21 protein-coding genes, 1 pseudogene and 1 riboswitch are annotated in these 24,888 nt (G+C 63.1%); of the genes and pseudogenes, 11 read left to right on the top strand and 11 right to left on the bottom strand.

All coding sequences use genetic code 11. From position 1 onward, the window contains the following. From AB4097_RS17465 to AB4097_RS17450, 4 genes are all read right to left on the bottom strand, one after another. Positions 1-341: SIS domain-containing protein (locus AB4097_RS17465; RefSeq protein ID WP_442041848.1), on the bottom strand; the 341-nt coding region annotated here is incomplete at its 3' end. Positions 342-378: 37 nt separating this feature from the next. Continuing rightward, on the bottom strand, positions 379-1,992 hold the full coding sequence (locus tag AB4097_RS17460; RefSeq protein WP_442041846.1) for a putative N-acetylmannosamine-6-phosphate 2-epimerase: 1,614 nt from the start codon (positions 1,990-1,992) through the stop codon (positions 379-381). Next, positions 1,989-3,032, bottom strand: a complete 1,044-nt coding sequence (locus tag AB4097_RS17455; protein WP_442041844.1) for a Gfo/Idh/MocA family protein — start codon at positions 3,030-3,032, stop codon at positions 1,989-1,991. The genes AB4097_RS17460 and AB4097_RS17455 overlap by 4 nt, the downstream gene beginning before the upstream one ends. After that, positions 3,029-4,000 (bottom strand): Gfo/Idh/MocA family protein, encoded by a 972-nt coding sequence (locus tag AB4097_RS17450; protein ID WP_442041842.1) that lies wholly within the window; start codon positions 3,998-4,000, stop codon positions 3,029-3,031. Before AB4097_RS17450 ends, AB4097_RS17455 begins: the two co-directional genes overlap by 4 nt. 113 nt (positions 4,001-4,113) lie before the next feature. Between AB4097_RS17450 and AB4097_RS17445 the strand changes: the two genes are divergently transcribed. The 9 genes and pseudogenes from AB4097_RS17445 to AB4097_RS17405 all read left to right on the top strand — a co-directional run bounded on the left by AB4097_RS17445 (position 4,114) and on the right by AB4097_RS17405 (position 13,629). Next, a complete protein-coding gene (locus tag AB4097_RS17445; RefSeq protein WP_442041840.1) occupies positions 4,114-4,836 on the top strand; it encodes a FadR/GntR family transcriptional regulator in 723 nt (240 codons plus the stop codon). Positions 4,837-4,848: 12 nt separating this feature from the next. After that, positions 4,849-6,432, top strand: a complete 1,584-nt coding sequence (locus AB4097_RS17440) for an ABC transporter substrate-binding protein (protein ID WP_442041838.1) — start codon at positions 4,849-4,851, stop codon at positions 6,430-6,432. A 75-nt stretch (positions 6,433-6,507) separates the two neighbouring features. After that, positions 6,508-7,467, top strand: coding sequence for an ABC transporter permease (locus tag AB4097_RS17435; protein ID WP_442041836.1), 960 nt, complete (start codon positions 6,508-6,510; stop codon positions 7,465-7,467). Between the two features lie 2 nt (positions 7,468-7,469). Beyond that, positions 7,470-8,348, top strand: coding sequence for an ABC transporter permease (locus AB4097_RS17430; protein ID WP_442041834.1), 879 nt, complete (start codon positions 7,470-7,472; stop codon positions 8,346-8,348). 23 nt (positions 8,349-8,371) lie between these two features. Beyond that, on the top strand, positions 8,372-9,289 hold the full coding sequence (locus tag AB4097_RS17425; protein ID WP_442041832.1) for a dihydrodipicolinate synthase family protein: 918 nt from the start codon (positions 8,372-8,374) through the stop codon (positions 9,287-9,289). Between the two features lie 4 nt (positions 9,290-9,293). Beyond that, complete coding sequence (locus AB4097_RS17420) at positions 9,294-10,304, top strand: ABC transporter ATP-binding protein (protein ID WP_442041830.1); 1,011 nt, start codon at positions 9,294-9,296, stop codon at positions 10,302-10,304. Between the two features lie 2 nt (positions 10,305-10,306). Continuing rightward, positions 10,307-11,275: an ABC transporter ATP-binding protein gene (locus tag AB4097_RS17415; RefSeq protein ID WP_442041828.1), complete on the top strand. Its 969-nt coding sequence runs from the start codon at positions 10,307-10,309 to the stop codon at positions 11,273-11,275. Between the two features lie 237 nt (positions 11,276-11,512). Further along, positions 11,513-11,692 (top strand): annotated as a pseudogene (locus AB4097_RS17410) (N-acetylneuraminate epimerase); the annotation flags it as partial. A gap of 80 nt (positions 11,693-11,772) precedes the next feature. Next, entirely contained in the window at positions 11,773-13,629 is a 1,857-nt protein-coding gene (locus tag AB4097_RS17405) for an ABC transporter ATP-binding protein (protein WP_442041826.1), read from the top strand. Positions 13,630-13,680: 51 nt separating this feature from the next. Here AB4097_RS17405 and AB4097_RS17400 read toward each other — a convergent pair whose 3' ends face one another. The 4 genes from AB4097_RS17400 to AB4097_RS17385 form a co-directional block, all read right to left on the bottom strand. Further along, positions 13,681-16,098: a penicillin-binding protein 1A gene (locus AB4097_RS17400; protein WP_442041824.1), complete on the bottom strand. Its 2,418-nt coding sequence runs from the start codon at positions 16,096-16,098 to the stop codon at positions 13,681-13,683. 477 nt (positions 16,099-16,575) lie between these two features. Beyond that, positions 16,576-16,664, bottom strand: a riboswitch (glycine riboswitch). Positions 16,665-16,716: 52 nt separating this feature from the next. Then, on the bottom strand, positions 16,717-17,376 hold the full coding sequence (locus tag AB4097_RS17395; protein WP_442041850.1) for a L,D-transpeptidase: 660 nt from the start codon (positions 17,374-17,376) through the stop codon (positions 16,717-16,719). 275 nt (positions 17,377-17,651) lie between these two features. Beyond that, positions 17,652-17,819 carry a hypothetical protein gene (locus AB4097_RS17390; protein WP_442041822.1) on the bottom strand — a complete coding sequence of 56 codons (168 nt, stop codon included), beginning with the start codon at positions 17,817-17,819 and terminating at the stop codon, positions 17,652-17,654. Positions 17,820-17,833: 14 nt separating this feature from the next. Continuing rightward, positions 17,834-18,280, bottom strand: coding sequence for a GreA/GreB family elongation factor (locus tag AB4097_RS17385; RefSeq protein ID WP_442041820.1), 447 nt, complete (start codon positions 18,278-18,280; stop codon positions 17,834-17,836). 877 nt (positions 18,281-19,157) lie between these two features. Here AB4097_RS17385 and AB4097_RS17380 point away from each other — a divergent pair. Next, positions 19,158-20,609, top strand: coding sequence for a homospermidine synthase (locus tag AB4097_RS17380; RefSeq protein ID WP_442041818.1), 1,452 nt, complete (start codon positions 19,158-19,160; stop codon positions 20,607-20,609). 84 nt (positions 20,610-20,693) lie between these two features. Here AB4097_RS17380 and tehA read toward each other — a convergent pair whose 3' ends face one another. Together tehA and AB4097_RS17370 are read right to left on the bottom strand one after the other, a co-directional pair. Then, entirely contained in the window at positions 20,694-21,722 is a 1,029-nt protein-coding gene (gene tehA, locus AB4097_RS17375; RefSeq protein ID WP_442041816.1) for a dicarboxylate transporter/tellurite-resistance protein TehA, read from the bottom strand. A 10-nt stretch (positions 21,723-21,732) separates the two neighbouring features. Next, entirely contained in the window at positions 21,733-22,149 is a 417-nt protein-coding gene (locus tag AB4097_RS17370; RefSeq protein ID WP_442041814.1) for a DUF983 domain-containing protein, read from the bottom strand. 194 nt (positions 22,150-22,343) lie between these two features. On the opposite strand from AB4097_RS17370, the gene AB4097_RS17365 reads away from it, so the two are divergent. Further along, entirely contained in the window at positions 22,344-23,729 is a 1,386-nt protein-coding gene (locus tag AB4097_RS17365; protein WP_442041812.1) for an aminotransferase-like domain-containing protein, read from the top strand. Positions 23,730-23,860: 131 nt separating this feature from the next. On the opposite strand, the gene AB4097_RS17360 is transcribed toward AB4097_RS17365, so the two are convergent. Further along, a complete protein-coding gene (locus AB4097_RS17360; RefSeq protein WP_442041810.1) occupies positions 23,861-24,817 on the bottom strand; it encodes an ArsR/SmtB family transcription factor in 957 nt (318 codons plus the stop codon). Positions 24,818-24,888: the final 71 nt, after the last annotated feature.

Here is a 24,888-nt window from a genome sequence, read left to right as displayed (position 1 = left end):
CGGGCGAGGTTGAGGATGTCGGGGCTGCGGCCGGATTGCGACACGGCGAGGAACAGGGCGTCGCGCATGCGCGGGCGGGCGTCGTAGACGGAGGTGACGGAGGGGCCGACCGAGGCGGTGACGAGGCCGGACTGGATTTCGAGCAGGTATTTGACGAAGGTGGCGGCGTTGTCCGAGCTGCCGCGCGCGCAGGTGACGGCAAACGGCGGCGGCGCGGCGCGCAGGCGCGCCCCGAGATCGCGGCACAGGGGCGCGTTGCGCGCAAGCAGACGCGCCACAACCTCAGGCGCCTCACACGCCTCGCGAAGCATGCTTGTCTCGACGTACGTTCGCTCTGACATGTCGTTCCTCAGTCGTTGGGTCGTCACAGACACAAGGTCACTGCACATTGGCGGTTCCTCCGATGTCGAGGGTCGCATCGGCCTCATGGTCTTCGCAAGTGATCTGCCTGTTGAGGAGATCGGATGCACCTAAGAGGCCGGCGTCCGCACCAAGGCTAGCCATTGCCAGGGACGGCCTGAGAGCGGAAGGAAACCGCGAAAGAGCGACCTCGAGACGGGGCAGGAAGCCTGTCGCCAGTCCCACGCCGCCGCCGATCACCATGACCTGCGGATCGAGAAGAGCCTGCAGGCCCGGGAGAGCCAGGGCGAGGTGGTCCACTGCCGCCGCGACGATTCGCTCGGCCCAAATCTCACCCGCCGCCATGGCGGCGAAAACCGCTTTGGCATCGCCCTCATGGCCGGCAGCACGGGCTGCGGCCGCGATGGCGAAGCCGGACGCCAAATCCTCCAGGCGGTGACTGGGACCCGCTGGAGCCGGCACCGGGATCTGGCCCACATGCCCGGCAAGACCACCCGCTCCACGCAGGAGCTGCCCGCCGACGACCGCCCCGCCACCGATCCCACTCGAGATGGTCAGGAAGAGAAGATCGCGGCCCTGGCCGGCACCGAAGCGATACTCGCCCCAGGCCGCAGCCTGGGCGTCATTCAGGGCGAGTACAGGACCGCCGAAATGATCCTCCAGGCGCGATACGAGCGGGAAGTCTGCCGGTACGGGCAAGGTCGCCGGATTGACTGCCGTCCACAAGCCGTTCCGAACCAGGCCGGTCACGGCGACAGCGACGCCGTGATATCGGCCGCGCCAATCCTGCGCGACATCGGCGGCCGCCTGCAGCCACATCTCGGCTCCGCTCCCTGCCTTCGTGGGAACCTGTCGCCGCTCGATGATACGATTGCTTTGAACAAGCGCGATCGCCGTCTTGGTGCCGCCGATATCGATTGCGAGAATCGGCTTCTGTGACGCCGCTTCCGCCGCAATTGCATCCACGAACCATTGCGTGATGTGTTCGGGACGAGTGATGGCAGAGCCGACGACAACCGCGACGGCTCCGGCGCGTATGGCGGCGGCCGCAAGGCGAGGCTCGTTGTAGCGGCCTTCGGCGAGAGTGGGCTTGCCGAGCTCACGAACCTCTCTCACCAGCTCGATATCAGGCGTGCGTGGAGGCGGTCCCGGGTCGCAATAGCCGGACATGGTGGTGCCGATAATGTCTGCACCAAGCGCGCTTGCGTTCCTTGCCTCGGCCATCGTCGCGATGTCAGCCATCGCGATGCAGCCCTGGGCATGCACGCTCTCGATCAAGGTCCTGATCGATGCGGGCCTCGGGCGGTCCGTGGCATCGAAGGCGATGATCGCCGCCCCGGCTTCGGCGAGTGCGGCAATGTCCTCGATCCAGGGGGTGATGCGGATGGGAGTATCCGCGAGGTCGCGTTTCACGAGGCCGATGATCGGGGGCGAGCAGGCAGCGGCGACCGCAGCAATGTTGGCGATGCCTTCGATTCGAAGGGCTCTGGCGCCAGCATTTTGAGCCGCGAGTGCGAAGTGTACGACCGAGGCCGGATTATCGAAAGGCCCGCCCGGAACAGGCTGGCACGAGACGACGAGGCCACCCCGTAAACGATCTGCGAGGGCGCCGGCTGAAAGCTGCGAAGTCATGGCCAATTCCGAGCTTGTTTGACATGATCGTATAGCGGGCTGTCGATGGGCGCATCGGGAAGCGGGATCTCGCATCGGCCGGCATTGGCCTGGTGAGCGGCCTCGACGCAGGCTATGACATGGCGCCCATAGGCGCCACTGACCGGCGAAGGCGTATCGTTCATGATGCTTGCTGCGAGAGCCCGCCACTCGCGCGTCACGGCTGCATCCATCCAGTTCGGCTCGATGGATCCTGGGACCGGCGTCCAAACTCCACCTTGACCCGTAGCGACCCCGTGACCGAAGTCGATCCGGATCGTTCCCTTTTCGCATATGAGATCCATGGCGAAGGTCACCGCACCGTCGCGGTAGCCGACGCTGGCGACCTGACCGATCCCGCCATTCGCAAAGCGCAGGCCGATCAGGGCGGCATCATCGGCCTCCTGATCGTGGAAGTAGGTCCCGGTCATTGCAGTCACCCCGACGACCGGCTGTCCCATGAGCCAGATCAGCCGGTCGAGCGCGTGGATGCCCGCCGTCATCAGCATTCCGCCTCCTGAAGCATGGTCCAGATGCCAGCGGCGCCGGTTGCTCTCCATCCAAAGCTTGATCATCCAGCTTGAGCCCAGAACCGGAGCTCCAAGTACGCCCGAGTCGAGAATTTCCTTGGCCTTGAGGCAGGGCAGGGCGAAGTGCATCACGTGCCCGATCATGAGCTTGACACGGTTCGCATCTGCAGTCGCGAGCACGGCATCGCACGCAGCAACGTCGGGCGCCATGGGCTTCTCCAGCAGGATATGCTTGCCTGCCCGCGCGGCTTCAATGGCAATTTTTTCGTGCAGGTGGTGCGGCGTGGCAATCAGAACGGCATCGACCGATGAATCATCCAGCAAGGCACGCCAGTCGCCGTAACTCCTGCCGCCATGTTCAGCGGCGAAAGCCGCTGCAGCGCCGACATCCTCCCGGCAGGACGCGACAAGTCTGACCTCGTCGACCACCGCCATCGCGCGGGCATGCACCGCTCCGAAGTGGCCGGCTCCGATAATCCCTACACCGATCATGAGTTTGCCTTCTCGTATGCGGTATCGATGACCTGCATCGCCGCCAAGTAATCCTCGATGCCGACTGCCGGCTTCTCTCCTGAGCGCAGCCTGTCGAACGTGTCGGCCATGAACAAGCGGTAGCGTGTGCTGGGATGCTCGGGAGCGAGCATGCGGCTTTTCGCGTCGTCCAGGGTTGTGCACTGTGCCGCCTCGCCGCGGTCGATCAGATAGGCGTTGCCGGTGGCGACCCGCCACTCGAAGTCTCCGCCTGGAGCCATCGACGCAAAGGTGTAGCCTGCCTCGACCGTAAAGAGCGTTCCGGCTTCGTCGCGCAGGGTTACATGAGCGTGATCCTCGACCCGCTCGTCATGGATACGATTGCCGATTGAGGCTGAGACGACGCGCAGGGTTCCCTGGGCGAGCGAGAGGGCTGCGTCAATGCCATGAATGCCGAGGTTGCGCAGCGCTCCGCCGCCGCTGATCGCTGCATCGAGCATCCACTCGACTCCATCGTCGCGATAGCGTTGCGGCGGACCATTCACGATCCGGAAATGGCAATGGGCGAGTTCGCCAAGGCGGCCCATCGCATCAAGCTCGGCCATTGCTCTGAAGATGGGTCCGAAGCGGTTGGGAAGAGGGACCCCCACGAAGTGGTCGCGGTCCCGGGCAGCCTCGACCACTCGCATCAGCTCCCCGGCCGTGCGGGCTGCGGGCTTCTCCAGGATCATCGGAAGATCGGCCTCCACGACCTGCATGGCGAGACTCGGGACCTCGCGCGGGGAGCCCATGACAACCACCAGATCGACTTTCGACGCCAGAGCCTCGCTCAGGCTTCGGCAGGCGAAAAGTCCGTGAGTGGCGGCAAAGCCTATCGCAGCTTCGGAGTCCTGATTCCAAACGGCCACGATTTCGCCGCCGCACGTCCTCACCGCATCCAGATGCATCGCGGCGTGCCAATGGCCCACCCCCAGGAGACAAACTCTCATCTGACGAACCTATCCAGCAATCCACTTGCTGGATATCCTACAAGCTGATATGGATCAAGCTGGATAATGCGTTTCGGTAGGATACGCCCGCGGTCAGCCAACAGGAGTGAAGCATGTCCGGCCTGAGAGGCATTAAGCCTTTGACCAAGCCTCCTTCCCTGCACGTGACAGTGCAGGAGAGCTTGCGCGGCTATATCGAGGACAACCAGCTCAAGGCTGGTGACGCGCTGCCGCCCGAATCCTTTTTCGCCCAGCAGCTCGGCGTCAGCCGCAACTCCGTCCGGGAAGCCATCAAGGCGCTCGAGTCAGTCGGTGTTCTGGAGACCCGCCGCGGCATCGGCGTCTTCGTGAAGGAATTCTCGTTCCAGCCGCTCCTGGACAATTTGGCCTATGGGCTTGGTGACGCCTTGCGGGATGTCGAAGAGCTTCGCGACCTGCGTCGCGTTCTCGAGACCGGGCTCATCCACAAGACCGTGGAGATGATCGGCGAGGAGGATCTTGCTGCCTTGCGTCAGGTCACGGAGCGCATGCGTCAGCGAGCTGAGCGCAACGAGAGCTTCGCAGAAGAGGATGAGCAGTTCCACCGCCTGCTGTTCCGCTGCCAGAACAATCGAATGCTCACCGGCCTGATCGAGGTCTTCTGGAGAGCCTTCTACAAGGCATCCAACTTCGCCAACCTGGCCAATTCCGACCCGCTCTCCACATGGCGCGACCACCATGAGATCGTCGAGGCGGTTGCGGCACGCGATGTCGAACGAGCCCGAGAGAGGCTCGACAAACACTACGAGGGCATTCTCGAAGTGATTGCCAACAACAAAAGATCGACCAACGGCTAAAGGGAGGAAATGATGCAGCTGAAAGCTTTGACACGAACCATCTCCATCGCAGCGCTTCTCGGAGCCACGGCTCTGACGACCTCTGTGGCGGCTCAGGAACCGAAGACCATTACCGGCGGCTTTGACGTTGGCCCGGGCGGGTTCCAGGGCAACTTCAACCCGCTGGCGGCGACGGGCGGGTTCACCTGGCTCAACGTGTACTTCGAACCGCTGGTCAATTACACAGCCGATCTGGCGGCGATCGAAGGTGCTCTCGCGACCGAATATGCCATCAATGCCGACAAGACCGAGTACACCTTCAAGCTCGCCAAGGAGACCTGGCACGACGGCAAGCCCTTCACGTCCAAGGATGTGAAGTTCACGGTAGAGCTTGCCAAGAACGGCGAAACCGGAACGGTCTTCGCTGCCCGCCTCAATGCTATTTCCTCTGTCGAAACGCCTGATGAACAAACGGCGATCATCAAGCTTTCCCGTCCGGATGCGGGCCTCCTGGCGACGTTGACGAAGCTGATGATCCTGCCCGAGCATGCACTTGCCGGCACGACGCCGAAGGAACTGGCGACCAGCACGTGGTGGGCGAGCAAGCCGATCGGAACGGGACCTTTCAAGTTCAAGCAGTACGTCACCGACCAGTACGTCGAGCTGGTGGCCGACGACGATTATCGCCTCGGTCGCCCGAAGGTGGACCGGGTGATCAACCGCTACTTCAAGAACACGGCTGCAGCCGTGGCGGCCCTGCGCGCGGGCGAAATCCAGTTCACCTATGTCGAGCCCGATGATGTTGCGGCATTCAAGGACAACAAGGGATTCAACGTCATCGAAGGGCAATCCTTCGTCGCCAATTATCTCGGCTTCAACCAGCAGGTTCCGCTCTGGAAGGATGTGCGTGTGCGCCAGGCTGTGATGCACGCCATCGATCGGCAGGCGATCATCGACAGTCTTTACGGTGGAGCCGCGACCATCGCCAATTGCGGCTATGTCGCGAAACAGCTCGTCCCTGAGGGATTGAACCCGTACGCTTACGACCCTTCCAAGGCCAAGGCCCTGTTGGCCGAAGCCGGGTGGGACAAGATCAATGGCAGCAAGCCGATCACTTGGCTGACCTACTACAACACGCCCCAGGCCGCCAACGTTATGGCCGCCGTGCAGGCCATGCTCGCGCAGGTCGGCATCAACGTGGTGCCCCGCGTTGTCGACACGCCCACCTATAACGGCATCATCTACGCCGCCAATCCCGATTTCGGTCAGTTCCCGCTGGTCTATGCCGGCCTGCAGAACGGCCCTGATCCGTCGGGCCTCAACATCGGCTTGAACGCAGCGCAGAAGCCGCCTGCCGGGGCAAACTTCCTGCGCATAGAGATCCCGGATCTCACCAAGGCACTGGATGCTGCGCTTGCCGAGACGAACCCGCAGCAGCTCAATGCGCGCTACCAGGATGTGTGCAAGGCCATGAACGCAAATCTGCCGTGGGCCACCATGTGGGTTGCCAACCGTTACGGCGTCGCCTCGGCGAAGCTTAAGGACTTCGTCTGGGTACCGGCTCCAGCCGGCGGACCCTACAACGCGCATCCGGAGAAATGGTCGATCGAAAGGTAAGCACACCCGTCGGACCCTCGGGAAGAGCGGCCGGATTCGGCTTGGCCGCCTTCCCGAAACCACAAGGGCATAGTCATGCTGCCATATATCCTGAGGCGCCTCACCACCGGCATGTTGATGCTCGTCGCTCTGAGCATGCTCGTCTTCGCCCTTCTGCGCTTGGCGCCGGGTGACCCGATCGACGCCTACGTGAATCCCAATGTTGCCATGTCCCAAGTGGAGATGGAGGCGTTACGGACACGTCTCGGGCTCGACCAGCCATTACCGGTTCAGTATCTCGCATGGCTGCAGGCTGCCGTCACCGGTGATCTCGGTTACTCGATCCAGCGCAATGGCGTGAGGGTTCTGCCTCTCGTGCTTGAGCGCATCGGTCCCACGATCCTGCTCATGGCGGCCGGGCTCGCCATCGCCATCGTGGTCGGCATTGCAGCGGGGATCCTCAGCGCCGTCAGACGCAATTCTGCCACTGACGTCGGCTTTTCCGTCGTCGCCTTCTTCGGCATCTCGAGCCCGGCCTTTCTGACGGCGATCCTCGGACTTTACCTGTTCTCGGTGGTCCTTCACTGGGCCCCCTCCGGTGGAATGCTCACGCCTGGCGCCCCGTTCTCGGTCGGCGACCTTCTGGCTCATCTCATTCTGCCTGCATGCCTCCTGTCGATCGGCCATGCAGCGCTGATCATGCGCTACATGCGCGGGTCGCTCCTCGAGGTTCTGAACCAGGATTATGTCCGTACCGCCCGTGCAAAGGGCGTCAAGGAGTTCTGGGTGATCATGAAACATGCCGTCCGTAATGCACTCCTGCCCGTCGTCACCCTCATCGGGTCGACCATCGGCATTGCCGTAGGCGGCGCGATCTTCATCGAGAGCGTCTTCAACTGGCCGGGCATGGGCCTTCTGATGATCAACGCCGTCGACACCCGCGACTACCCGGTCATCATGGGAGCCACGCTCATCATCGGCGCCTGCGTCATCGTGGTCAATCTCCTGACCGACATCGCTTACGCCGCGGTCGATCCTCGCATCCAGGTGGCCTGACGATGAGCGCGGCACTTGCGATATCAGGATCGAGCAAAGGGCCCACAGCCCGGGCGCTCGGCCGGTTCGTCACCAATCGCGCAGCTCTCCTGGGGCTTGCGATCCTTGTCGTCATTCTCGCATCAATTCTGACGTACCCGTTCTGGTGGACGTATACGCCCAACCAGATCGATCTGCGTGCCCTCAACAAGGGCCCAAGCGCCAGCCATTGGTTCGGGACCGACGGCGTCGGGCGCGACGTCTTCGCGCGTCTGCTGCAGGGCGGGCGTATCTCACTCCTCGTCGCCGTCACATCGGTCGGCGTTTCGCTTGTGGTCGGCTTCCTCGTGGGCGCTGTCTCCGCGTTCAGCGGCCGCTTGGCAGATGGCGCCATCATGCGCCTCGTCGATCTTGCTATGACGCTTCCGCCGGTGATCCTGCTGCTTGTGCTCGCCTCCATTGTCGGAACGGGCATCGTGCCCACCATTGCCGTGATCTCCCTGCTGTCGTGGCCTGTGCTGTCCCGCATGGTGCGCGCCCGCCTTCTCGAGTTACGGGAGCGTGACTTCGTAGTCGCCGCCCGTGGCATGGGAGCCGGGATGGGGCACCTGCTGTTCCGACATGGTCTCCCGAATTGCATCGACATCCTCGTCGTCTACGCAACCTTGCAGATTGCCAATGCGATCCTGCTCGAGGCGGGGCTCTCCTTCCTTGGGCTTGGCATCGCTCCTCCGGAGGCCAGCTGGGGCAACATGCTGAACGCCGCCCGCTCCACCAGCGTGCTCGAGCAGTATGTCTGGCAGTGGATGTTCCCGGGCGTAGCGCTCGTCATCACAGTGCTGGCGATCAACTTCGTCGGCGACGGACTGCGAGACGCCTTCGATCCCCGCTCAGATCTTTAATAACCGACCAACAAAGGCTCATCATGACTACTTTTCGCGGCGTCGTACCTCCTGTCGTCACTCCCCTGACCCAGAATTTCGAGGTCGATTATGCCTCTTATACCAAGGTTCTGGAGCATCTCATCTCGGGGGGCGTGCACGGTCTCTTCGTGCTCGGCTCGACGAGCGAGGTGATCTTCCACGACGAGGCGACCCGGCGCCGGATTCTCGAGCATACCGTGAAAGTGGTGAACGGCCGTCTGCCGGTCCTGGCCGGAGTGATCGACCCGACGACCGAGCGGGTCATTGCCCATGCAAAGGCGGCGCAGTCCATCGGTGTCGATGCCATCGTCGTGACGGCGCCATTCTATACCCGGACCAGCCAGCCGGAGGTCATCGACCATTTCCGCTATGTGCGCGAAGCGATCGATGTTCCCGTGATCGCCTACGACATTCCGGTCTGTGTGCACACGAAGCTTGAACGCAAGACAACCGTGACACTGGCCCGCGAGGGTACCATCGCGGGGTTGAAGGACTCCAGCGGCGACGACGGCAATTTCCGGTTCTGTTTGCTTGATCTCATGGATAAGCCCGATGTCTTTCTCATGACCGGGTCGGAGATCGTCGTCGACAACGCCCTCCAGATGGGAGCCCATGGCGTGGTTCCAGGCCTCGCCAACGTGGACCCGCATGGCTACGTGCGGCTATGGGACCATGCCCAAGCCGGAGATTGGGAAGCCGCGCGCAAGGAGCAGGAGCGCCTGTGCCGCCTCTTTGAAATGGTCTGGGTCTCGCTTCCCCGTACCAGTGCGGGTTCGGCTGGGGTCGGCGCCTTCAAGACGGCGATGCGCGCGCTTGGCGTCATCGCCACCAACACGATGGCCCGGCCTCAGCGTTCGCTCAATGCCGAGGAAGCCGCGAAGGTGGAAGAATTCGTCCGTGCCGCCGGACTTGCGAGCTGAAGCCATGCATGTCGCCCCGATCCTGGATATCTCCGGTCTGAAGACGGTGTTCCGCATTGGCGGCCGTCCGGTTGCCGCCGTACAGGATCTGAATCTGACGATTGCGCCAGGTGAAACCCTGGCGCTTGTCGGCGAGTCTGGATCGGGCAAGTCCGTCACCAGCCTGTCGGTCATGGGGCTCCTCCCCAGAGGCGTGGGGCAGGTGGCCGACGGCACGATCCTGTTTCGGGGCAAGACGGGATCGACGCAGGACCTCACCAAGCTCGATGCCGAGGGTATGCGGCGGATCCGAGGCAATGACATCGCCATGGTTTTTCAGGAGCCGATGACAAGCCTCAACCCGGTCTATACGATCGGCGAGCAGATCGCCGAGCCCATGCGTATCCATCTCAGGCGCAGCCACAAGGATGCGGCGGCGGCTGCGATCAAACTCCTGGCCGATGTCGGCATCCCCGATCCCGAGCGGCGTGCCGGGCAGTATCCGCACGAGCTCTCTGGCGGCATGCGCCAGCGTGCCACCATTGCCATGGCGCTCGCCTGCGATCCGGTTCTTCTGATCGCCGACGAGCCGACTACCGCGCTCGATGTGACGATCCAAGCCCAGATCCTCGATCTCCTGCAGAGGCTTCAGGCGGAGCGGGGCATGGGGATCCTGTTCGTCACCCATAACCTGGGTGTGGTGGCGGAGATCGCCAACCGGGTGGCTGTGATGTATGCCGGCCGCATCGTCGAGACGGGCACCGTTGCGGAGGTATTTGCCCATCCACGTCATCCCTACACGATCGGGTTGATGCGCTCGATCCCAAAGCTTGGAGAAGCGACCGCGTTGAAGCGGCAGGGTACACCGTTGCCGACGATTGCAGGCTCCGTTCCGAGCCTCATTCAGCTGCCAAAAGGTTGCTCCTTCGCGCCACGCTGCGCCTATGCGATCGACGCCTGTCGGGTCGATGTTCCGCCTTTGTATGAAACCGGTAACGGCCAGAAGAGCCGCTGCATTCGATGGCAGGAGGTTTAGAGATGGAAGAGCCCCTGCTCTCGGTCAGAGGACTGACCAAGCACTTCAAGCCAGCGGGCTTTTCCCGCGGAGCCATCGTGCGTGCGCTTGAGGATGTCTCGTTCGATGTGCCACGGGGAAAGGTCGTCGGCCTTGTCGGAGAGTCAGGCAGCGGCAAGACCACGGTCGGGCGATCCGTGCTGCGCCTGATCGAGCCGACATCCGGCGAAGTGCGCTTCAACGGCATCGACATCACGAAGCTCTCAGCAGCCCAAATGCGTCGGCAGCGCAAGAGCATGCAGTACATCTTTCAGGATCCATTCGCGAGCCTGTCGCCTCGTATGACGATCGGTCAGATCCTGACGGAGGGGCTTGAAATCCAGCGTGTGGGGACGCGCCAGGAGCGGATCCAACGCGCGAAGGCTGCTCTTGCTGCGGTCGATCTGCCGGCGGATGCCTTCGGCCGCTACGCGCATGAGTTCTCGGGCGGGCAGCGCCAGCGCATCGGGATCGCACGAGCGTTGGCGCTCGAACCTCAGCTGATCGTGGCTGATGAACCCGTTTCGGCACTCGATGTTTCGATCCAGGCTCAGATCGTCAATCTGCTGCGCGACCTGCAGATCCGTCTCGGATTGACGATGCTGTTCATCTCGCACGATTTGGCGGTCGTCGAATACATCTGCGATACGGTCATCGTGTTGTACCTGGGGCGCATCATGGAAGTCGCGCCGAGCGAGAAGCTCTATGCTGATCCGCGTCATCCCTATACGCGGGCGCTGCTCTCGGCGATTCCGTCTCCGGATCCCACCAGAACCCGCACTCGGCAGATCCTAAAGGGTGATATCCCGAGCCCGGCCAATCCGCCTTCGGGGTGTGTGTTCCGCACCCGTTGCCCATACGCGGCTGAGCAATGTGCAGCGGTGGTGCCCCCGCTCGAAGAAGTCTCTCCTGGACACTTCAAGGCCTGCATCCGCCACGACGTGAGCGGATGACAGATTGATCGTTGCGTCACGGCCAGTGGTTCATGGATGGAATAAAGACAAGCAGGAGTTCTGCAGGGCGACTTCGCATCTGTGAAGCAAGTTCGTCGGGAGAAGACAGTTCGCAAGACTCTCAACACAAAAACCGGAGGAGGGGCCATGACTTCAAGAACTCTCATCAATTCGTTGGCTGGCAGCGCCCTTGCCTTCGGTCTCTCCGTCAACATCGCGACGGCAGAATCGCATTGACCCGATCTTCCTGTCGCCGTGAGGAACGGGATCTCCGCTCATATTGGCGATACGATCTATGTGGGCCTAGGCTCAGCCGGAACGGCCTTCTACTCGTTGGATCTTAAGGATCGCGCAAAAGGTTGGGCGAAGCGGTCCGCCTTCCCAGGGCCTGCGACGAACGGGGTAGCGGCCGATGCTCTACGGTATGTGATCGGATATCGAAAGCATGTATTCGGTTAAGCTCGACGAATGGGGATTGAGTTCCCATCTTTAAGGCGATGGCTGCTTCCGCTTTTCCCCCCAGCCGCCCGCTGCGTGAGCGGGTCGGCGCCTTGCGTCATGTTCCGTCTCTGTTTCGTCTGGTCTGGCAGGCCAGCCCAAGGCTCACGATCGCAAGCTTCGGGCTGCGGCTGACCCGCTCGGCCCTGCCCATTATGGTCCTTTACGTCGGCAAGCTCATCATCGATGAGGTGGTGGCTCAGAGCCGGCTGCCCGCGCCCGGTGTGAGCCTGAGCGATTGGATCGGAAGTGGCCGGCTCGATGTTCTCGGCGGGCTGGTCCTGCTGGAGCTGGTCCTGGCCATCCTGGCCGATCTCCTGGGGCGGGCCAGTACCCTCGTGGACAGTCTCCTGTCCGAGCGCTACAGCAACTTCGCCAGCATACGCCTGATGGAGCATGCGACCACGCTGGATCTCGAGCAGTTCGAGAGCAGCGATCAGCAGGACCGGCTGGAACGCGCCCGCCGGCAGGTCACCGGGCGAACGACCCTCCTGACCCAGATTTTCGGGCAGATCCAGGACGCCCTCACGGTCCTGTCGCTCGCCGCTGGACTGCTCGCCTATGCACCATGGCTCATTGTCCTGATCATCCTTGCTCTTCTGCCGGCCTTCGTCGGCGAGGTGCATTTCAACGCCCAGGGCTATCGGCTCAACTACTTCCGCACGCCGGAACGGCGCCAGCTCGATTACATCCGGTATCTCGGCTCGAGCGTAGAGACCGCGAAGGAGATCAAACTCTTCGGTCTCAATGCCTTCCTGGTCGAGCGTTTCAGAGGCTTCGCGGACCGCATGTATGCGGACAACCGGTGGCTTGCGATCCGCCGGGCCGCATGGGGCACGCTCTTCGCAGCCCTCGCGTCATGCGCCTATTATCTGGCCTATACTCTGATCGTCTGGCGGACCGTCCAGGGAGAGTTCAGCATCGGTGACCTGACGTTCCTGTCCGGCTCCTTCCTGCGACTGCGCGGGCTGCTCGAGGGATTGCTCCTGGGTTTTTCCCAGATCGCCGGGCAGGCGCTGTACCTGGAGGATCTGTTCTCCTTCTTCGATGTCCGCCCGAGCATCGCATCGCCGCCGAACCCGCGGCCGTTTCCGCAGCCGCTGCGATCAGGCATCGTGTTCGAGAATGTGGGTTTCCGGTATCCGGACTCCAATAGCTGGGCGGTCCGTCACCTGAGCCTCACGCTGAAAGCCGGGGAGGTCGTGGCTCTGGTCGGGGAGAACGGGGCCGGCAAGACGACGATCGTGAAGCTCCTTGCCCGCCTCTACGATCCGACCGAGGGGCGGATCCTTCTCGATGGCCATGACCTGCGGGAATACGATCTGACCGACCTGCGGCGCCATATCGGCGTGATCTTCCAGGATTTCGTGCGCTTTCACTTCACGGCCGGCGAGAACATCGGGACGGGTCAAATCGAGGCCACCGACGACAGCACCCGGATCCGGCAGGCAGCGGAGCGCAGCCTCGCCGATCGCATCATCCAACGCCTGCCCCGAGGCTATGACCAGCCGCTTGGCAAGCGGTTCAACGAGGGGGCGGACCTCTCCGGGGGCGAATGGCAGAAGATCGCCATCGCTCGCGCTTACATGCGGGATGCCGAGGTGCTGATCCTGGACGAGCCGACCGCCGCTCTCGATGCCCGCTCGGAATACGAGGTCTTCCAGCGGTTCCGGGACCTCAGTCTGGAGAAGACGGCGGTTCTGATCTCGCACCGGTTCTCGACGGTGCGGATGGCGGATCGTATCCTCGTTCTGGAGAATGGACAGGTTGTAGAGGCCGGTTCGCACGAACAACTCGTTGCCTCGGGTGGACGTTACGCCGAACTGTTCGAGCTGCAAGCCTCCGGCTATCGCTGAAAGCGCCATCGCGATCCTGAACGGAGGCCGGGCCATGGCTTCGCCCGCCGATCAGCGGAAATAAGTGATGCCGGGCGGGGCGAAGGCCTCCCGAGCCGGAACTTCGGCTGGGAACTGCCCGGCGGCGGGAGGGGGTGCCGCGTCCGGTGGTTCGGTGCCCGGCTTGAACGCCTCCAGGATTGCGCCTGCTCCCGGAGCACTGCGCATTCCCGTGTCGGGATCGACCGGGATCAGCTTGATGCCGGCCGGGACGCGAAAGGCGGTTCGCGGCTTGTCCGCGAGCGCCTGCTCCAGGAACGCGCGGACGATGGGCGCAGCGTACCTGGAGCCGTAAGCGGATCTTCCCAGCGAGCGCGGGCGGTCGTAGCCGAGGAATACGCCGACGGCGAGTTCCGGCGTCGAGCCGACGAACCACAGATCCTTGGCGTCGTTCGTCGTCCCGGTCTTGCCGGCGAGCGGCCGATTGAGCCCTGAGAACACCCGCGGCAGCGTGCGCTCGACGACGCCTTCCAGCAGGGAAGTCACCTGATAGGCGGTCAACGGATCGATCACCTGCTCTGTATCCTCGGTCAGTTTGGGAGCGCCCTGGTTATGCCAGGAGGGTGCTGAGCAGGCGAGGCATGCCCGCCGGTCGTGCCGGAAGATGGTCGTCCCGTGGCGGTCCTGGACACGCTCGATCAGTGTCGGCCGGATGTAGCGGCCACCATTGACGAACATCGCGTAGGCGGTGGTCATCCGCAGGACGGTGGTCTCGCCGGACCCGAGCGCCATCGCGAGCAGCGGCGGCAGGTCGTCCTGGACGCCGAGGCGTCGGGCATAGTCGGACACCAGCGGCATTCCGACGTCCCGCGCGAGCCTCACGGTCATGACGTTCTTGGAACGCTCCAGCCCTACGCGAAGCGTGGATGGGCCGTCGTAGCGGCCGTTGTGGTTGCCCGGGGACCACGGTGCCCTGCCGGCACCCTGTTCGATGGAGAGCGGCGCATCGAGAACGAGACTGGAAGGCGTATAGCCGCTGTCCAGGGCAGCCGCGTAGACGACGGCCTTGAAGGTCGAACCCGGCTGGCGCCAGGCCTGGGTGACACGGTTGAACTCGTTCTGGCTGAACGAGAAGCCGCCCACCATGGCTCGAATGCGTCCGGTGTCCGGCTCCAGCGCGACCAGGGCTCCGGAGATCTCAGGGATCTGCCGCAGTCGATACTTGCTGGACAGCTTCTCGATCGGCTCGACATGAACGACATCGCCGACGCGCAGGACATCGTCCATGCGGCTCTTTCCCGTCCACCGGATGCCTTGGCTCGCGATCCGTCCGGTGCGGCGGCCCGTTTCGACGGCACCGGTTCCGTCCCGGTCCGGCCGTAGGCCGATGCGGGCGCCCTTGACGTCGACCGCAAGCACCACAGCCTGCTGCCACGGGTGGATGTCCTCGAACGCGGGGAGTTCGGCCAGCCTCTGGCCCCAATCGCCATCAATGGAGGCGAGCCGCGCTCCGGCACCGCGCCAGCCCCGGGCTTCGTCGAAACGGACCAAGCCGTCGACGAGGCTCTTGCGGGCTGCTGCCTGCATCTTCGGGTCGAGCGTCGTGCGAACCGACAGACCGCCCTCGTAGAGTGTCGCCTCGCCGTAGCGGCTGGCGAGCTCGCGGCGGACCTCCTCGGCGAAGTAGCCCGCATGCGTTTCGTGCGGCGACACCGACCGGTGATCGATGACGAACGCCTCTTCCATGGCCTCGTCGGCCTCATCCTGTGCGATGTAGCCATTGGCCGCCATCCGCTCCAGGACCCAGTTGCGGCGAGCCATCGCCGCCTCGGGCCGGCGGAAGGGGTGGTAGTTGTTCGGCCCTTTCGGCAGGGCCGCGAGATAGGCGGCCTCCGCCAGGGTCAGCTCGTGCACGGATTTGTCGAAGTAACCCAGCGCAGCCGCGGCGATGCCGTAGCGGCCCATGCCGAAATAGATCTCATTGAGGTAGAGCTCCAGGATCCGATCCTTGCTGAACGCCTCCTCGATCCGGAAGGCGAGAAGGATTTCCTTGATCTTGCGGCTGTAGGTCTGCTCGCGCGACAGCAGGAGGTTCTTGGCGACTTGCTGGGTGATCGTGGAGGCGCCCTGAGGGCGGTCCTCGTTGCTGGCGAGATTGGCGAGCAGTGCGCGCGCGATGCCCTTTGGATCGATGCCGTTGTGCTCGTAGAAGTGCCGATCCTCCGCCGACAGGAAGGCGGCGACGATCCTTTGCGGTATGGCAGTCAGGGGAAGGTATAGCCGGTTCTCGCGGGCGAATTCGGCGATGATCCTGCCGTCGGCCGCGTGCAGGCGCGTCGTCACCGCGGGCTCGTAGCGCGCAAGCTCCGCGTGGTCGGGAAGGTCGGCGGAGAGATGCCACAGCAGGGTTCCGACGGCCAGTGAGCCGCTGATCAGGACAAGTGAGGTCAGGGTCGTGGCAAAGCCGAGGAAACGGAGAACGAAGCGCATTGCTGGCACCCGTGGTTCAGGCGAGCGCATGCATCGATGCTGCGGCACTCGCACAAAGCTGATGAATGGCAAAGGAAATTCCCCGCGGCACACGACCGTGTGTCGTCACGCATGCGACCGGGCAGCCGCCATCGTTCACGCATCACGCGATGCGCTAGGCGTCAGGTCGCGCATCAAGATCCCAAGGCGCGTCGTGGAGACAGCGATCGGTGTTGAGAGCGGGTCTTGGAGCGACAGAGACTCAGATACGGCAGAACCCGGCGCGGTGAATTCCGCTCCAGCCGTTGTGCTGGAAGCGATGCGTCGTAGTATGCAGGTGTCGAGGGAAGGGCATTTGTCAGGCTCCGTTACGGGCCGCAGGCGATGCTGCGGCAGGAGCCCCCTCTGTCATTGGCCTGAGAGTTTCGTCGGGACGCACAGGGCGGCCACGACTTTCACCATGGGCGGGAGCGGAGTGCTCCACTTTTCAGAGTGTTATGCAACGAAGCGGTCCTGGGTGCCTGAGAGTTTCCGGGGCAGTTGCTCCTTCGGCGGCCAGCGTGCTGGCTCTCTCCCGCTCATTGCTAAGGTCAATTTGCCTTTGTTTGTGGCCGAATTGTGTTGTTCACGGGTGAGTGATCAGACTCCCACGACACCGTCGGACGGCAGCGTCCTGTCCTCCGCATCGGAATCCAGTACCGTGACGCTGGTGCCCACGGGCACACGCCGATGCAGATCGACGATATCCTGGTTGAAGAGGCGGATGCATCCGCTGGAGACAGACTGGCCGATGGTGTCGGGCTCGTGCGTGCCATGGATGCGATAGAGCGTGTCGCGCCCGTCCCGGTACAAGTACAGAGCCCGTGCGCCGAGCGGATTATCGAGGCCGCCCTCCACACCGCCCGCATAGGGGCCGTAACGCTCCGGCTCGAGCTTGATCATGTTGGGCGTGGGCGTCCAACGCGGCCACGCGGCCTTGCGCCCGATCACGGCATTGCCCTGATAATCGAAGCCGGCCTTGCCGACGCCGCAGCCGTAGCGCAGAGCCGTCCCGTTCTCCTGCACGAGGTACAGGAACCGACGCGATGGATCCACCACGATGGTTCCGGGCTGCTCCGGCCCCTGGAAGGCAACGACCTGTCGGATGTATTGCGGAGAAATCCGGCTGACATCGACGGCCGGGACCAGGTACGGCTCATCAGGCAGCGCGGCGTACATCACCGCCACCGACGGGTCGATGGCAGGCGGGGGAAGGGACGAGCGGCCGGCGGAGACGCAGGCCGACAGCGAGAGAGGCATTCCGGCGAGCAGCGTCCGCCGGGTGAGGGATAATGACAATTGGTATTCTCCTTTCAGTCAAGTGGACCCGGCCTCCAGTCGCTGCATCTTTATGGCCAAGGTGTGACGTGACAGAACAGGAGAGGCGAAGGTCGTCAGGTGTTCCCTGTCCGCATCACCATCGCAGCGGCAGCGCTGACAGGAACCCGTCATGGCATCGAGTTTCCGGCGTGCAGACGCCGTTCCGGGAGGTGCCGGCGCGGAGTTCGATGCGGTTCTGCATGGATTCCGAACGCTCACTCTCGAACGCCGTGATCGCCATCGCGCTGTGATGTTCCTGAGCGAATAACGGCCTGATAGACAAGAAAACAGATCAGGATGAGCACGACCGACGAAAACACTTGGCTCATCATTACTGACGCTCCGGGAGCGAGTTGCGGCATAGTCTCTTGTTCGATTACCATGTCGTCCACCTGCCTCAAGCCCGTGTAATTCCACCGGGCGTGCGGGTGACCGTTGAGCCGGCGTCGAGGAAACGTAAGCCGATACCCTCCACACGCACCTCACGGATCCTGTCACCATCCACGAATGTCATGCGATCGCCGACGCGCAGGCCCAGGAGCGCCGTTCCCAGCGGTGTCGTTACGGAGATCTCCGCGTCAGGCCATGTCAGGTCTTCCGGGTGGACGAGCAGGTGCGCACGCGACTTCGGCTCGTCGTCGATGCGGAAGATCACGCGGCAGTTCGTCGATACGACGTCCTCCGGCAGCTCCGATGGATGGCAGACTTTTGCACGGCGCAGTTCCTCGAGCAGGAAGTCGGACGCCGGGCGGTTGTTCTCCTGCTGGATCATCACCGTCGACAGCAGGCGGTTGTAGTCGCAGGTCGCGATGGTGATCGGCGGAAGATGACGTTGCGCGTTCATGAATGTCTCCCGTGATCCAGTCTTCCTGGGTGAGCGCGCCTGCGCATCCGAAGGAGAGCCGGACATGACAGCCCGACACGCGCGGTGGCGCATGAAGAGGCTCGACGATGAATGGAGAGGGACTTCATGCCCCCGAGCGCCGGCGAACGGAACGGTCCGGCCGGATCCCGGGGCTTACTTGCCTGCTTTGAGGCAGCCCGCGTGTGCGAAGTAGCGAAGATTTTTCAGGAACGTGTTCATGATGCTTCCAAAATAGCAATGACCCCCACGAATGCAAGCCTGCGAGCGACGCAGGCCTTCACGCGAAGGGAGTAGGCGGTCGGGGCAAACGTGCATCGTCTTGTGCGCATCGATGTGGGGCGTGCAGTTGGGGTACCTGCCGAAGGGCGCGGTCCGGCACCTCTCGCCCGTCGAGAAGGCGATGCTCGATGTTCCGATGCAGACCACCCAGGATCTGCCCAGCCGGCGACGGACGGGATCGTCTCACCATCCTCGATCCCGCCCCGACATTTGACATCGGGGCGAAAGTTGCGCATGACCCATCCATCATGCCAAGCTTCGTACCATTCCGTCGCGGCCTGCACCGAGCAGGGAATTTGATCGCGGGCAATTAGCCCCGGGCTCAATACGCATCCGAGCTCGGGGACCAAGGGCGCCTGCCCGCCCGATCCAGCAGCATTGATCGCCAGCGTCCGGCTTGCAACGGCACCTGACCGGGCCTTGCACTCATCGACATCTCCCTCCGACACGTCCGGCCTCAAGAGGGGTCGGGGCGCGGTTGGGGCGCTCCCGGACGTCTCCATCCACTGCTGTTCCCTGTTGCAGCCATCCTCACCGAACCCCTTTTGCTGCCTCTCACAAGGTCAGAAGTCAGATCATGGACAGACCCGAAATGAAGAACGACCAGTTTCCCATCTATGGCCGCATCAGCGGTCCGATCGTCATGATCGGCTTCGGTTCGATCGGTAAAGGCATGCTGCCTCTGATCGAACGCCACTTCGAGTTCGACAAGACCCGCTTCACGGTGATCGATCCCGTCGACACGGACCGCAGCATGCTCGACGTGCGCGGCGTTGCGCTGGTCAACGAGGCTCTTACGCCCGAGAACTACCGCGAGATCCTGACGCCGCTGCTCACGAAGGGCGGCGGACAGGGCTTTTGCGTGAACGTGTCGGTGGACACCTCGTCCCGCGCCATCATGGAACTCTGCCGTGAACTCGGCGCCCTCTACGTCGACACCGTGGCCGAGCCCTGGGCCGGCTTCTACTTCGACAAGAATGCGGGACCGGCCGAGCGCACCAACTACATGCTGCGCGAGAACATCCTCGATGCGCGCCGCCAGTCGCCCGGCGGCTCTACGGCGGTGAATTGCTGCGGCGCCAATCCCGGCATGGTGTCCTGGTTCGTCAAGCGGGCACTGCTCAATGTCGCCAGAGACATCGGCATCGAGCACGAGGAGCCGCAGAGCCGCGAGGAATGGGCCAGTCTCATGCAGCGCGTGGGCGTGAAGGGGATCCACGTCGCCGAGCGCGACACGCAGCGTGCCGAGCATCCCAAGCCCATGGGCGTGTTCGTGAACACCTGGTCCGTGGAAGGTTTCGTGTCCGAGGGCCTGCAGCCGGCCGAGCTCGGCTGGGGTACGCACGAGACGTGGATGCCCGAGAACGCTCGCACGCACGACAAGGGCTGCTGCGCGGCGATCTATCTGCTACAGCCCGGCGCGAACACGCGCGTGCGCAGCTGGTGTCCGACGCCCGGCCCGCAATATGGCTTCCTGGTGACGCACAACGAGTCGATCTCGATTGCGGATTATTTCACCGTGCGGGACGGCGACAAGGTCGCCTACCGGCCGACCTGCCACTACGCCTATCACCCGGCCAACGATGCCGTGCTCTCGCTGCACGAGATGTTCGGTAATGCCGGCAAGGTGCAGGAGAAGAACCACATCCTGACCGAAAACGAGATCGTGGACGGCAAGGACGAGCTTGGCGTCCTGCTCTATGGCCACGGCAAGAACGCCTATTGGTATGGCTCGCAGCTCTCCATCGAGGAAACCCGCAAGCTCGCGCCCTATCAGAACGCCACCGGACTTCAGGTCACCTCCGCCGTGCTCGCCGGCATGGTGTGGGCACTGGAAAATCCGAATGCGGGGATCGTGGAAGCCGACGATATCGATTTCCGCCGCTGCCTCGAGGTTCAGATGCCTTATCTCGGCCCGGTGAAGGGCTATTACACGGATTGGACGCCGCTCGACGACCGTCCCGGGTACTTCCCGGAGGATATCGCCACCTCCGATCCGTGGCAGTTTCGGAATATTCTGGTGCGATAGCCGCCACGTCATGGCCGGCCTCGAGCCGGCCATTCACGTCTTCGATGCCGATATGCTCCGCGGCAGCACGTGATCGGGGTCGGTTCAGGACCGCGGCAGGAGCCTCCCCGACACTGCGAGCCGCAGCGTCCGCAGCGCGATCCAGCCGATGATCAGGTTGGCGACGATGAAGAGCGGGGTCGCGAGGAAGGCAATCGGTCCCGTCTGCCCCCGCTCGACGAGGCGTAGGGCTGCGAGTGGCAGGGCAGAGATGCCGAAGGTGTAGGCCCACGCGGCCGGCGAGAACGGCTGCTGCCGAAGCCAGGGCACGAGGCGCAACATGACGAGCGCCTGGAGCAGTGCGTACCCGAACAGCATCTGGACGAAGCGGTCCGGCGGCCCCTCGGTGACGGCGAGATATGCGACGGATCCGACCGCCGGGGTGGCAAGATGCAGTCCCATCGTGGCGCGCAGCCCCACGGGCAGGGCATGGGTCATCAGGCGGTGCAGCACAATGGATTCCAGCACGACCATCGACAGGAAACCCGCGCCGAAGAAAAGCAGTCCGGCATCGGGATAGCCGAAGGACCCGCAGGTGACGGCACTGACGAAGCATCCGCCCACCGTGGGCATGTACAGGGTGGGGGTGGTCGCATCCGTGTGGCGTCCGCCCTGCCACAATGTGCCGACCATCCAGGCGCTGAACATGACCTGGCTCGCGGCGCCCAGCATGAACATCGCCCATGCCGCGGCAGGCAGGTAGGGGGCAACTGCAATTGAGGCGATGAGGGTCGCTACCGGAACCAGCGCGATGAAGAACGCCTGGATTGGATGTCGGAACTCGGTGAGCGCCGCCTCCCGGGAGATCACCCACTTCCGAATGTACAGCGCCATCCAGACGAGCCAGACGAATGCCGCTGCGAGGGACAGGGCCTCACCGACCGGAGCGGGGACACCCCATACCCTGGCAGCGGCGCGCCACCCGTTGCCGAGCCCGCCAAGGCCGAGGACCATGCCGAAGAAGGTCGATGGAATGACGATTGCCGCAACAGGATGCCGGGATCGTATGGCCTGTGAGGCCATTTCATCGGAGGCCGGCCCGATCCGTTCGGGCGAGGGGGCAACATTGGACATGGCGGCGGCCTTAGATGGGGACTGATGGTTCAGCCTTCGCGGCTGCCTGTTGCGGGACGGCGAAGCGGCCTTCCTCAGCCTTGTGGAAGTACTGGCTCGCCACGAGCATGCCCTTGGCGATGCGGATGGGCGGAATGCAGGTCAGCAGGAGGAACGGCCCTGACGTGAGCAGGTGTACCCAGACGGACGGCTCCCACATGATCTCGACCCAGACGCCGAAACCGGCCGCCGGAATGCCCATGATGATCATGATGAAGAAGGCCGGGCCGTCAGCCGGGTCGGCGAAGGAATAGTCCAGGCCGCAGGCCTCGCAACGTGGGGCGAGCTTGAGGAAGCCGTTGAACAGGCGGCCCTTGCCGCACCTTGGGCAGCGGCACATCAGTCCGTGCTTGAGGATGGCTTCCCTGGCCGAAGGGTTCATGGTCATGTCGGCTCCTTCCGATATGCCTCACGTATCCATCGTGAAGATTTTGTATGGGTTGAATATCCATACAAATAATACTAGATTTTTCCCGAAATTACGCTGCCATTTGTCCTATTAAGGATCATGACAGGCTCGTAAATGTATCGCGCATGTCGTGGTGAGTCCGTACATTTATAAGACAAGAAGGTCAATGACACATGTTGTCCTGGATACCGATGCTTGAGGCGGGAAGCGGACCCAAGTACCGCGCCATTGCCGAGGCCCTGCTGGCCGACGTGCAGTCCGGCCGTCTCAAGCCCGGCCATCGCCTGCCGGCGCAGCGCCAGCTCGCAAAGGAGCTCGGCGTTGACCTGACCACCGTCACCCGTGCCTTCAACGAGGCGCGCCGGATGGGTTTGATCGAGGCCAATACAGGCAGCGGAAGCTATGTGAGACGGAGAGTTGACGACCGGGAACAGGCTGCGCCTGCCGGATTACCGATCATCGACCTGAGCATGAACATGCCGCCGCAGCCTCCTGAAGCGAGACTGCGCGAGCGCCTCCAGGAAGGGATCGCAGGCGTGCTCTCCTCTCCGCATGGGCTGATGCATCTGCATTATCAGGAGAGCGTCGGCGCCGGTCCCGATCGCGTCGCCGGCGCTCGCTGGCTCGCAGGGCGTCTCGGCACGGTTCCGGTCGACCGCATCGCTGTGACCGGAGGAGCCCAGACGGCGCTCTATGCCGTCGTGCGGATTCTCGCCCAGCCGGGCGATGCCATCTGTGTTCCTGATCTGACCTATCCAGGCCTGCGAGCTATTGCCGAGCAACTCAAGGTGCGGCTGGTTCCGGTGGCTATGGACACGGAGGGGCTTGATCCCGCTGCACTGGAGGAGGCGTGCGGGCGCGAGCAGCCGAAGGCGGTCTATTGCGTGCCCACCATTCACAACCCCACGACTGCGACCATGTCGGCCAAGCGGCGTGAAGCCATTGCCGAGGCAGCACGGCGCAAAGGCGTCGCGATCATCGAGGACGATGCCTACGGAGCACTGCCCCGACAGGCCCCGGTGCCGATCGCTGCAATTGCGCCCGAAATCACCTGGCACATCGCGACCCTGTCGAAATGCGCGACGCCGGCCCTGCGTACCGCCTATGTCGTCACGCCGGGCTTCGCCGACACCCTGCGCCTGGCGGCCGAGATCCGCGCCATGTCCCTGATGATGCCGCCCCTCATGGCAGCACTGGCATCGCGGTGGATCCTCGACGGCACGCTGGAGACCATCACGGCGGCCATCCGCGAGGAGAGCGCCGCCCGCCAGACCATCGCGCGACGGATCCTGCAGGGCCACGAGTTCCAAGCGCATCCGGAGGGTCATCATCTCTGGCTGACGCCACCGGAGCGCTGGCGTCGGGTCGACCTCGACCTCCATGCGCGGCAGTCAGGTCTTGCGCTTGTGCCGAGCGAGGCCTTCGCGGTGGGAGCCGCCCCGGATGCCATCCGCATCTCCCTCGGGGCGGCGCAGAACCGAGCCGTGCTGGAGCGGGGACTGGGTCTGCTGGCGACTTTCCTGGCTCATGGCCCCAGCGTCCTGTCCTCAATCGTGTGAGCAGGAGCCTCGCACTCACCGATGATGTTGAACGGCTTTAGAGCGTGGGAAAGCCGCAATCCATCTTCTACCAAAGCCGTTTGGCATCGCCAAAACTCAAACCGACCTTCCGTGTTTCCGCACTCCTCCACTTACATCGAAGTGGTTGAACGTTCCTTCAGATGGATGCGCATGACGATATCCTGATCGTAGTTTCCAAATCCGCGACCGAAAATGTTGATGCCACCAGGGTGTCGGGCTGTTTCGTCGATCCCGACCCGCAACCGGATTCCGTGGTGCTTATCGAGTTCGAGCTTGTCGAGCGTCACGTCGGATATCTGAACATCGTTGACGGACGTTCCGCTCCGGGTGATTTGCCAGGTCACGAGTTTGCCGTATTGGGAGCCTTCCAGCTTCCACCAATGAGGCGTGTAGAGACCGCGCTTGTCGCCGAAATCACTCGGCGAAATCCAGCTTCCCACTTTGACGTTGTTGATCCAGAGGCTGATTTCGGACGGCCAGTCGAGGCTCGTGCCCGGAACCTCGGACGACAGCTCCATGACGAATTCGAGCCTGTCGATCTTGGCGCCGAGGACCTTGCCGTTGTTGGGAAACTTGTATTCGACGAAGCCCCGCCTGAACCAGATCAGGGAGGCGTTCATGCGATGCGGATCGAGAAAGAGATCGGGCACATCGAGAACGCCCAGGACGCTCTCCGTGGAGCAGAGTCCGCAGGGCGCGCTCACATCGCAGCTCGTATAGAGGCCAATTGGCATGGAGACTTCGATGTGGTCCTTGCTCTTGAGCGGATCCTCGTCGTCGAAACGGATGATGATCTCGTCATAGCGAACCGAGCAGACTTTCTGCTGGCCCTTCGAAGCCTTGATGGTTGCCGTCTCGATCAGCCCGGCACGCTCCAGCACCTGGACATGGGTCGCGATCGTGGATTGAGGCAGGTCGAGAGCGTCGCTGATTTCATTGACGTTCAACGGACCCTGCGCCCGCAGCAGCTTGAGGATCCGAATCCGGCCGGGTGAAGCGATTCCTCGCAGGGTCTCGGAGCTCTCCTCCGCGACCAGGGTCAGGAATTTTCTTTTGAATGTCGACATGGGTCGCTCGGCTGGAAGGTTGCAGAGAGCGGAAAGCAATCTGATGCCAGCTTTATGTATCAAAAGTTCCG

Source organism: Microvirga sp. 2MCAF35 (assembly GCF_052115545.1).
Taxonomy (GTDB): Bacteria; Pseudomonadota; Alphaproteobacteria; order Rhizobiales; family Beijerinckiaceae; genus Microvirga.
The sequence above is the reverse complement of the archived record's forward strand: the minus strand, read 5'-3'. Positions and strand labels throughout refer to the sequence as shown.